At 73.5% G+C, this 9,230-nt stretch carries 11 protein-coding genes; 3 read left to right on the top strand and 8 right to left on the bottom strand.

Going from position 1 to position 9,230, the window contains the following annotated elements:
• Positions 1-206: 206 nt before the first annotated feature.
• Positions 207-365 carry a hypothetical protein gene (locus ACFZAU_RS01380; RefSeq protein WP_499602921.1) on the top strand — a complete coding sequence of 53 codons (159 nt, stop codon included), beginning with the start codon at positions 207-209 and terminating at the stop codon, positions 363-365.
• Positions 366-496: 131 nt separating this feature from the next.
• On the opposite strand, the gene ACFZAU_RS01385 is transcribed toward ACFZAU_RS01380, so the two are convergent.
• The 8 genes from ACFZAU_RS01385 to ACFZAU_RS01420 all read right to left on the bottom strand — a co-directional run bounded on the left by ACFZAU_RS01385 (position 497) and on the right by ACFZAU_RS01420 (position 7,436).
• A complete protein-coding gene (locus ACFZAU_RS01385) occupies positions 497-958 on the bottom strand; it encodes a DUF5990 family protein (protein ID WP_500550540.1) in 462 nt (153 codons plus the stop codon).
• 2 nt (positions 959-960) lie between these two features.
• Positions 961-1,317, bottom strand: a complete 357-nt coding sequence (locus ACFZAU_RS01390; protein ID WP_500550541.1) for an ASCH domain-containing protein — start codon at positions 1,315-1,317, stop codon at positions 961-963.
• A gap of 75 nt (positions 1,318-1,392) precedes the next feature.
• Positions 1,393-2,352, bottom strand: a complete 960-nt coding sequence (locus ACFZAU_RS01395; protein ID WP_500550542.1) for a carbohydrate kinase family protein — start codon at positions 2,350-2,352, stop codon at positions 1,393-1,395.
• A complete protein-coding gene (locus ACFZAU_RS01400; RefSeq protein WP_500550543.1) occupies positions 2,349-3,338 on the bottom strand; it encodes a zinc-dependent alcohol dehydrogenase family protein in 990 nt (329 codons plus the stop codon). The genes ACFZAU_RS01395 and ACFZAU_RS01400 overlap by 4 nt, the downstream gene beginning before the upstream one ends.
• Entirely contained in the window at positions 3,335-4,186 is an 852-nt protein-coding gene (locus tag ACFZAU_RS01405; RefSeq protein WP_500550544.1) for a carbohydrate ABC transporter permease, read from the bottom strand. The genes ACFZAU_RS01400 and ACFZAU_RS01405 overlap by 4 nt, the downstream gene beginning before the upstream one ends.
• Entirely contained in the window at positions 4,183-5,157 is a 975-nt protein-coding gene (locus tag ACFZAU_RS01410) for a carbohydrate ABC transporter permease (RefSeq protein ID WP_500550545.1), read from the bottom strand. Before ACFZAU_RS01410 ends, ACFZAU_RS01405 begins: the two co-directional genes overlap by 4 nt.
• A 7-nt stretch (positions 5,158-5,164) precedes the next feature.
• The gene (locus ACFZAU_RS01415; protein WP_500550546.1) at positions 5,165-6,559 is read right to left on the bottom strand and encodes an ABC transporter substrate-binding protein; all 1,395 of its coding nucleotides are present in this window, start codon (positions 6,557-6,559) and stop codon (positions 5,165-5,167) included.
• 115 nt (positions 6,560-6,674) lie between these two features.
• Positions 6,675-7,436, bottom strand: coding sequence for a DeoR/GlpR family DNA-binding transcription regulator (locus ACFZAU_RS01420; RefSeq protein ID WP_500550547.1), 762 nt, complete (start codon positions 7,434-7,436; stop codon positions 6,675-6,677).
• 268 nt (positions 7,437-7,704) lie between these two features.
• On the opposite strand from ACFZAU_RS01420, the gene ACFZAU_RS01425 reads away from it, so the two are divergent.
• Positions 7,705-8,628, top strand: coding sequence for a squalene/phytoene synthase family protein (locus ACFZAU_RS01425; RefSeq protein WP_500550548.1), 924 nt, complete (start codon positions 7,705-7,707; stop codon positions 8,626-8,628).
• 148 nt (positions 8,629-8,776) lie between these two features.
• Positions 8,777-9,223, top strand: coding sequence for a hypothetical protein (locus tag ACFZAU_RS01430; protein WP_500550549.1), 447 nt, complete (start codon positions 8,777-8,779; stop codon positions 9,221-9,223).
• Positions 9,224-9,230 lie beyond the last annotated feature (7 nt).

Below are 9,230 nucleotides of genomic sequence, written 5' to 3' on the forward strand. Positions count from 1 at the left end.
GGGCGGGGCAGCCGCACCTCGACGGGTGGGCCCGTCCGTCCGCGGGACGGCGGACACGGCCGGTGCCGGGGCCGGCGCGCAGCGCGACGGCCGTCGGACACCGTGCGGATGCCCCGGACGAACATGTCCAGATCCGGAATGTATGTCGTGTAAATCACGTTCGAATGGGTATGCGGTTTTGAGAAGACATGAGGAGGCGCCCAGCCGTGGACACACGCAACGGCCACCCGACCATCACCCGCATCCCCCGAGACCAGCAGATACGTACGTGCCGGCCTGCTGTACTGAAGGAGGGCCGGGGCAATCCGCCGCAACGGGAGCCCGACAGCGGCAAGGACTGGAACATCGTCAGGGGAGAGGACTGAGGGGCCCGGACCCCGAGTGACCGAGCGGGACCACTGCCCGGCGCCGGTGGGAAGGCGTAAGCGGTCGTGCGGACCGTGGGCGCGCCCACCGGCGGGGTGGTGGTTCCGTTCTCATGTCCCGGTGGCCCCGGTCAGCCCGGCCGGCCCCCCGCCTCCGGCGTCCCCGCCGACCAGGTGACGAGCGGCGGACGCACGGCCGCGCAGAGCGGCCCGCCCCGGGCGTCGGTCAGGCCGAGCCGCCCGACGAGCGTCCCGGAGCGGACGGCGGCGCGCAGGATGCCGGGCTCGACGCCGTCGAGCATGAGCTTGGCGCGGCGGAACATCGTGAAGTCCCCGGGCCCCGCCACCGTCCCCCAGGACAGGTAGACGAAGCGGGCGCCCGGACCGCCCTGGATCCAGGGGCCCGTGACGTCAGGCCCGTCCGGGGTCTCCCGGACCCGGCAGTCCAGGTCCCAGGTCGCCTCCGCGGCGTCGCCGGGACGGGGGTCCAGCAGTTCCGCCGGACGGGCGCGGCGCTGCACGGCGACGTGGACGCCAAGGTAACCGCCATAGGTACGGCCCGGCAGGTCGTGCGCCTCGACGCGGATCCGCACGCTCAGCCGCCCGCCGTGACGAGCCGGAACGCCGGGCACACCACGCGCGTCGCGTCCTGGACGGGAGTGCCCGCCCGTTCCCAGGAACGGCGGTGCCCGGCGCGCCAGTCGGCGAGGGAGGCGTCGCCCTCGGCGGCGGCGTGCTCCCACGTCACCTCGGCGAAGGACGTCACCTCCACGCCGCCGACCTCGATGCAGCGGCTCTCCCGGTCCAGCAGGGCCGGCCGCTCGCCGACGAACTCCAGGCCCTCGGTCTCCTCGACGTACTCGGACAGCAGCCCGGTCGCAGCGGTCCTCCGGCCCGCGAGGACCAGGAAGTCGAGCTCGTCCCGCAGCGCGTCGGGCGTACCCGGTTCCATGGAGCGCATTCCGTCGACCCGCGGCCACATCGTCGTACCGCCCCTCGGTGCGTGGGGGTGCCGTCGGCCGGATCATCACACGGCGGGCGCCACCTCCGCCAGGAACGGCGGGTCCGCACCGGCGCGCCCGCAGGTCAGAGCCGCGACCCGCGCGGCGAGTTCCAGGGCACCGGCCACCGCCTCGGGCACGGGACCGCCGTCCTCGGCCGCGTGCAGCCGTTGCCGGGCCGTCGTCCCGCCGAGCAGCCCGGCGGAGAGGAGGCCTGCGAGCAGGCCCGCCATGAAGGCGTCACCGGCGCCGATCGTGTCGACGACGCGCACCCGGTGGCCGGCGACGCGGTGCCTTCCGTCCGCGCCCCAGAGGGCCTCGGCGCCCGCCGCGCCCCGGGTGAGGACGACCAGGCGCGGACCGCGGCGCGCCCAGCCGGCCGCGACCTCCGCGGGATCGCGTCCCGGGTGCAGCCACCGGAGGTCCTCCTCGCTGGCCTTCACCACGTCGGCGAGCGCCACCATCCGTTCGACACGCGGGCGTTCGGTCTCCGGCGGGCCGAGCAGCGCGGGTCTGAGGTTCGGGTCGTACGAGACGGTGTGCCCCCGGAGCCGGACCGCCGCGACCAGGGCGAGCAGCCGTCCGGCGCCCGGTTCGAGCGCGGTGGCGATCGAACCGGTGTGGAGGTGCCCCGGCACGTCGGACGGTCCGACCGGGGGCAGGTCCCACACGATGTCGAACCGGTACGCGGCGCTGCCGTCGCCGTCGAGTTCGGCCCTGGCCGTGGAGGTGGGGGCGTGGACGACCGACCCCGGCAGCAGCCGCACCCGACCTTGCGTCAGCCGTTCCACCAGCGCGTCGCCGTGCGGGTCCCGGCCGATGCGGGTGGCCAGGGTGACCGGGTGCCCCAGCCGGGCGAGCCCGAGCGCGGTGTTGGCCGGGCTGCCGCCCGGGTGGGCCCGCGCTGTCCCGTCGGGCCCGACGACCACGTCGGTCAGCGCCTCGCCGGCGACCAGGGTGCCGGGCGCGGTCACGGGCACGGTCACGGCTGCACCAGGATCTTGCGGCCGATGCCCGCCTTGAAGCGTTCGATGGCGTGCGGGTAGTCGGTGAGCGGGAAGCGGTCGCTGATGAACACCCCCGGGTCGAGCACCCCGGCGGCGAAGAGTTCGGCGGCCCGCTCGTAGCTGTGCAGGACGGCCATGGAGCCGGTGATGGTGATCTCCTGGTTGTAGATCCGGTACGGCTCGATGACCGCGCGGGCGGCGTAGTCGGCGACCCCGAACTGCAGGAAGGTGCCGCCCCTGCCGACCCGTCGCAGCCCGTCCTGGATCGCGGCGGCGTTGCCGGTGGCGTCCACGACGACCTCCCAGCCGCGCGGGCGCAGGATCTCCTCGGCCGAGGCGGCCGTGTTGTCGCAGCCCAGCAGGCGTGCGGTGGCGAGCCGTTCGGGGTTGACGTCGACGACGTCCACGCTCGCGGCGCCCGTGCGCTTGGCGAGTTCCAGCATCATCAGGCCCATCGTTCCCGAGCCGTAGATCAGCACATGGGAGCCGAGCCGGGCGCGCAGCACGTCGTAGCCGCGCACGGCGCAGGACAGCGGTTCGATCAGCGCGGCGTCGGCGGTCGCCACGTGGTCGGGCAGCACCACGCAGTTGGCGACCGGCGCGACGGCGAACTCGGCGGCGCCGCCCGGTTCGGTGACCCCGATCGCGGCCCACCGCTCGCACAGGTTGCCGCGGCCCCGGCGGCAGTAGTGGCACTCGCCGCAGTGCAGCGAGGGGTCGACGGCGACCCGGGCGCCGACCGCCACCTCCGTGACGGCCGAGCCGACCGCGACCACCTCCCCGGCGAACTCGTGGCCCGGCACGATCGGCAGCGTCGGTGCGAACTCGCCCTGCAGAATGTGCAGATCGGTTCCGCACAGTCCGCAGGCCGCGACCGCGACCACCACGTCACGAGGCCCGGGGGCGGGGTCCTCGACGGTGGCGAGCTCGATCTTCCCGGGCTCGGCGATGACGACTGCCTTCACTTGACGGCTCCCAGTGACAGGCCCTGGACCAGGCGGTCCTGGGCGGCGAATCCGGCGACGAGGACGGGCAGGGACACCACGACGGCCGCGGCGCAGACCTTGGCCAGGAAGAGTCCCTGACTGGTGACGAAGGAGGTGAGGAAGACCGGCGCGGTCACCGAGCGGACACCGGTGAGCACCCGGGCGAAGAGCATCTCGTTCCAGCTGAAGATGAAGCAGATCAGCGAGGTGGCGGCGATGCCGGGGGCGGAGACGGGGATGATGATGCGGCGGAAGACGGCCGGCAGCCCGGCGCCGTCGATCGCGGCGGCCTCGAGGATCGCCACCGGGATCTCGGCGAGGAAGGACCGCATCATCCACACCGCGATCGGCAGGTTCATCGAGGTGTAGAGCAGGACCATCAGCCAGACGTTGTCGAGCAGCCCGAGGTCCTGCGCCACGAGGTAGACGGGCAGCAGTCCGGCCACCGCGGGCAGCATCTTCGTCGACAGGAAGAAGAACAGCACGTCGGACCACTTGCGGACGGGCCGGATCGACAGCGCGTACGCGGCCGGTACCGCCAGCGCCAGCACCAGCAGGGTGGAGACCACGCTCGCCGCGGCCGAGTTGACCAGGGCGGGCCAGGGGCTCGCGCCGGTCGAGGCGCCGAAGAACTCGCGGTAGCCGTCCAGGGTGAGCCCGGCGCCGAGGGAGGGCGGGTTGGTGGCGGCGTCCGTCTCGCTGTGCAGCGAGGTCAGCACCATCCAGGCGATCGGCAGGACGAACAGCAGGGCGGCGGCCCAGGCGACCAGCCCCCACAGGGAGCCGGAACGACGCCTGCGGACACCGGGCGCGGCCACGGTGCTCATGAGGACTCCTCCTTCAGCAGCGTCGACACCAGGCGCAGCGCGAGGGTGGCGACGACGATGGTCCCGGCGACCACGACGACGCCGGCCGCCGACGCCCGTCCGTAGTCGTGCGCCTTGTAGAAGGACTCGTAGATCGTGTACGGCAGGTTGGCGGTGCCCAGGCCGCCCGAGGTGAGGGTGAAGACCGCGTCGAAGTTCTGCACGATGTAGATCGAGCCCAGCAGTGCGGCCAGTTCGAGGTAGCGCCGCAGGTGGGGCAGGGTCAGGAAGCGGAAGACCTGCCAGGCGTTCGCGCCGTCCACCCGGGCCGCCTCCACCGCCTCCGTGGAGCGGCTCTGCAGCCCGGCGAGCAGGATCAGCATCATGAACGGGGTCCACTGCCACACCAGCGACGCCCCGATGGCCCCGAGCGGCATCGAGGTGATCCAGTCCGGCTGCGGCGGGCGTTCGCTGCCGAACAGTTGCCACAGCCAGGTCAGCGCGCCGTTGAACAGCCCGTACTCGGGGTTGTAGAGGGCGTGCTTCCACAGCAGCGCCGACGCGACCGGGACCAGCAGGAACGGCGCGATCAGCAGGGTCCGCACCAGCCCGCGGCCGCGGAAGCGCCGGTCGAGCAGGAGGGCCAGGCCCAGTCCCAGCAGGAGGCTGACGAGGACGACGCCGGCCGTGAGCCAGACGGTGGTCAGCACGGACGCCCGCAGGTCGGCGTCCCCGAACACATCGGCGTAGTTGGTCAGTCTCGTGAAGCCGCGCCGGTCGGGGTAGAGCGCGTTCCAGTCCATGAAGGAGATCACCAGCGTGGCCACGAAGGGCAGTTGGGTCACGACCACCATGAACACCAGCGCCGGCATCAGGGGTGCCCGGCGCGCCCACGCCGCGGCCCGGCCCGGGCCCGCGGCGCGGGTGGGCACCGCCCGGACCGCCGCCCGGCCGCGCACCTCCTCGGTGACGGCACTCGACGTACCGCTCATGGCCGAATCACCCGTTCCGGTACTGGGCGGCGACCTTCTCCGCGAGCTGCTGGGACTTGTCCAGCGCCGCGTCCACCGAGGTGCGCCCGGCGATGGCCGAGGCGATCTCCTGCGAGACCTTGGTGCCCAGGTCCGGGAACTCGGGGATGTCGACGAACTGGATGCCGAGCGTGGGCCGCGGCTGGACGCCGGGGTCGCGCGGGTCGGCGCCGGCGATCGCCTCCTCGGTGGCCTTGGCGAACGGGCCCGCCACCTTCAGGTAGTCCGCGTTCTCGTAGGTGGAGGTGCGCTTGCCCGCGGGGACGCGGGCCCAGCCGAGCTTCTTGCCGACGAGCTCCTCGTACCCCTTGCCGGACGCCCAGGCCACGAACTTCGCCGCGTCGTCCTGGCGCTTGCTCGCCTTCTGGATGCCCCAGGCCCAGGTGTACAGCCAGCCGGAGCTGTCGGTCCTCACCACGGGGGCCGGGGCGTAGCCGACCTTGCCGGCCACGGGGGAGTCGGCGCTGTCGAGGATCCCGGCGGCCGAGGTCGCGTCGTACCACATGGCGGTCTTGCCCTGCTGGAAGGCGCCGAGGCACTCGGCGAAGCCGGCCTGCGGCGCGCCCGCCTCGCCGTGGTCGCGGACCAGGTCGACGTAGAACTTCGTCGCCTTCTTGAAGGCGGGCGCGTTCACCTGCGCCTGCCAGTCCTTGGTGAACCAGGTGCCGCCGAAGGTGTTGACGACGGTGGTCAGCGGCGCCATCACCTCGCCCCAGCCGGGCAGTCCGCGCAGGCAGATGCCCTTCATGCCGGACTCGGCGCCGTCCGCCTTCGCCGCGAGGTCGGCGACCTGCTGCCAGGTGGGGCGCTCGGGCATGGTGAGGCCCTTCGCCTCGAACAGGTCCTTGCGGTACATCAGGAACGACGACTCGCCGTAGAACGGCTCGGCGTAGAGCTTGCCGTCGGCGCCGGTCAGGCTCTCCCGCATCGACGGGAGGACGTCCGCCTGGTCGAAGTCCGGGTCCTTGGCGACCGTGTCGTCCAGCGGGGCCAGCCAGCCGTTCTTGCCGTAGATCGGTGCCTCGTAGTTGCTGATGGAGGCGACGTCGTAGGTGCCGGCCTGGCTGGAGAACTCCTGGCTGATCTTGTCGCGGACGTCGTTCTCCGGCAGGACGGTGAAGTTGACCTTGATGCCGGTGCTCTTGGTGAAGTCCGACGCCGTCAGCTTCTGCAGGTCCAGCATCTGCGGGTTGTTGACCATCAGGACGTTCACGGAGGCGCCGCCGCCCCCGTCGTCCCCTCCGCTGCCGCCCGCCCCGGCGCAGCCGGTGGCGAGCAGGGCCGCGCAGGCCCCGAGTGCGGTGAGCGGGACGGTGGGGCGGCGCCGTGGCGCCCTTCCGCGGTCGGTGTCGGTCCTGGGCATGGGGAGGCCTTCCTGTGAGGGGGAACCCGGCGGCGCGCCGGCGTGCCGGGCGCTTCGGGGTGTGCCGGGGCGACCTGCGGCGGCTCGCGCGCAGGCTGGACGGAGGTGCGGTGGGTCAGACGCGGATGACGTTCGGGCCGAGCAGCGAGTAGCGGTGGGCCTCGGGGGCCGGCAGGCCCGTGTCGGTGACGATCGTCTCGAAGTCGCCGACCTCCGCGAACCGGCAGAAGCTCGAGGCGCCGAACTTGGTGTGGATCCCGACCAGCACACGGCGCCGCGCGGAGCGCACCGCCTGCGCCTTGACGTCCGCGACGACGGGATCGGGGGTGGTCAGGCCGAAGTCGCGGGATATGCCGTTGGCCCCCATGATCGCCAGGTCGATGACGAAGGAGGACAGCATCTGGGTGGCCCAGGAGCCGACGGTGGCCAGGGTGCGGCCCCGTACCCGGCCCCCGAGCAGCAGCACGGTGGTCTCGGGGGACTGGGCGACCGCCGCCGCGGTCGGCAGCGAGGCGGTCACCACGGTCAGCGGCCGGTCGGTGGGGAGCAGCGCCGCCAGCAACTGCTGGGTGTAGCCCTCGTCGACGAAGACGGTCTCCGCCTCGCCGAGCAGCTTCACCCCCGCCGCGGCGATCCGACGCTTGCCTTCCACCTGGTGGGTCTCGCGGCGGGCGAGGTCGGTCTCGAAGCCGGCGCTCTCCACGGGGTACGCCCCGCCGTGGGTACGGCGGACGAGTCCGCGCCGCTCCAACTCGCTCAGGTCGCGGCGGATCGTCTCCGGTGCGACCTTGAAGTCCGCGGCCAGCGCCGTGACCTCCACCCGTCCGGCCTGCCGCACCAGCGCGAGGATCCTGTGCTGCCGTTCGTCGCCGCGCATGGCCGCACCTCCCTGGTCCCGGTTCCGTCATGGCCGTTCGGGCATCGGCCGCCCGTTTCTGCCCGCCCGAGATTTATACCGCCGGGGGGAGCGGGGCGGTCAGCCCGTACAAGGCCGGAGTACGCCCGTTTCTGCCCGCTCCCGGAAGGGGGGTGGCCCAGGTCAGCGGGGGTGCGGCGGGATCACGCCAGTGAGTTTGCGGGTTTTTCTGCGTTTGGGTGATCATCGGTGGTGTCCGGCCGGCGGACGACGGGAGTGGGGCGGCGCGATGACCAGTTGGCGGAAGACCCTCGACCGGGCCGGCATCACCGACCCCGCCCTGCGCGAGGCGTACACCGCGCAACGCGGCGTGGTCGCGGGCTTCGACCGGGCCTCGTACGCGGCCGTGCGGCTGCTGCTGCCGGCGCCGCTCGTCCCCGACGCCCTCGCGGCCACCGCCTTCATGCACCACGGCGACAACCTCCTGGACCGTGGTGCGGACGGCCGCCGTGCCTTCGGGGCATGGGAGGAGCAGGTCACGGCGGCCCTCGCCGGGGCCGACCCGGCGGACGCCCTGACGCGCGCCCTCGCGCACACCGTCACCCGGCGGCCGGTGCTGCGCGGCATCGTCGCGGACTACCTCGTCGCCGCCCCCGCCGACGCCGAGTGGCGCGGCTTCGCCACCGAGGACGACTTCCAGGCCTACGTCGACGCGTACTCGCTGCCCGCCTTCCTCCTGGTCGCGGGACTGCTCGCGCCGGACGGCGGCTTCGACGCCTACCGCGCCGCCTGCCGCACCTTCATCGAGGCCGCCCAGCGACTGGACTTCCTGGAGGACATGGCGGAGGACCTCGCGGAAGGGCGGCTGGGCGTCCCCGAGGACGCGCTCGCCCGCCACGGCCTGGACCGCGCGGCGCTGGAGCGGGACTCCGGACCGGAGTCGCGCCCGGAGCAGGTCTCGGCCCTCGTCCGCGAGCAGGCCGGGCTGGTCCGGGCGGGGCTCGCCGGTGCGCGCGCACTGGTGGACCTCGTCCCCGGGCCCAACCGGCCCATGGTGCGCGCCCTCATCACGCTCCAGGGCCACCGGCTGCGAAGCGCGGAGCGCGCCGGCGCGACGCTGGCCCGGCGGCCCGCGCCGCGTCCGCTGGGCCCCGCCCTGCTCACCCTCCTGCGCGCGTACGCGAGCACCCTCCGGCACCGCGCGCGGCCGTAGCGGCGCCGCCGTACGTCACGCCTCAGTCCGGCTTGGAGTCCCAAGCGCGGCAGCGGCTTCGACCTGACGGTCACGTGCGCTGTCCTCGCTGGGAACGCCCGCGGCGTCCCCCGCGACATCGCCGCGGGGCGCCGCCCGCGTCGCGGTGGTGGCCGCCACCGCGGCCCTGTGGTTCACCCTGCGGGTGACCGGGCCCCGCGCGACGGTGGGGGCCTCGCTGGTGATGGCGATCGCCATCAGCGGCATGCACTACACGGGGATGACGGCCGTCACGGTGCGGAGCGTGACCGGCATCGCGAGCAGGGACGGCGTCACCGGCATTGCCCTCGTCGCGCCGCTCGTCATCGGCCGCGGCATCGAGGTGCTGCTCGTCCTCTTCGCCGTCCTGGTCAATCCCGTCGCGGCCGCCGGGAACGCCCGGACGGCGCCGCGGCAGGAATTCACGCCCCTGCCGCACGAGAACCGTCCGGCCCCCGAAGCCCCGCGCCACGCGGCGCCGGCGACTTATCACGTCCCGGCACCCGCCTCGCGTTTCGAGGCATTCGGAGGCGGTCAGGTCGACCCGTACCGCGATTCCCGCGAATACCGGGACTGAAATACCA

The organism is Streptomyces sp. NPDC008238 (assembly GCF_042956445.1).
GTDB lineage: Bacteria > Actinomycetota > Actinomycetes > Streptomycetales > Streptomycetaceae > Actinacidiphila.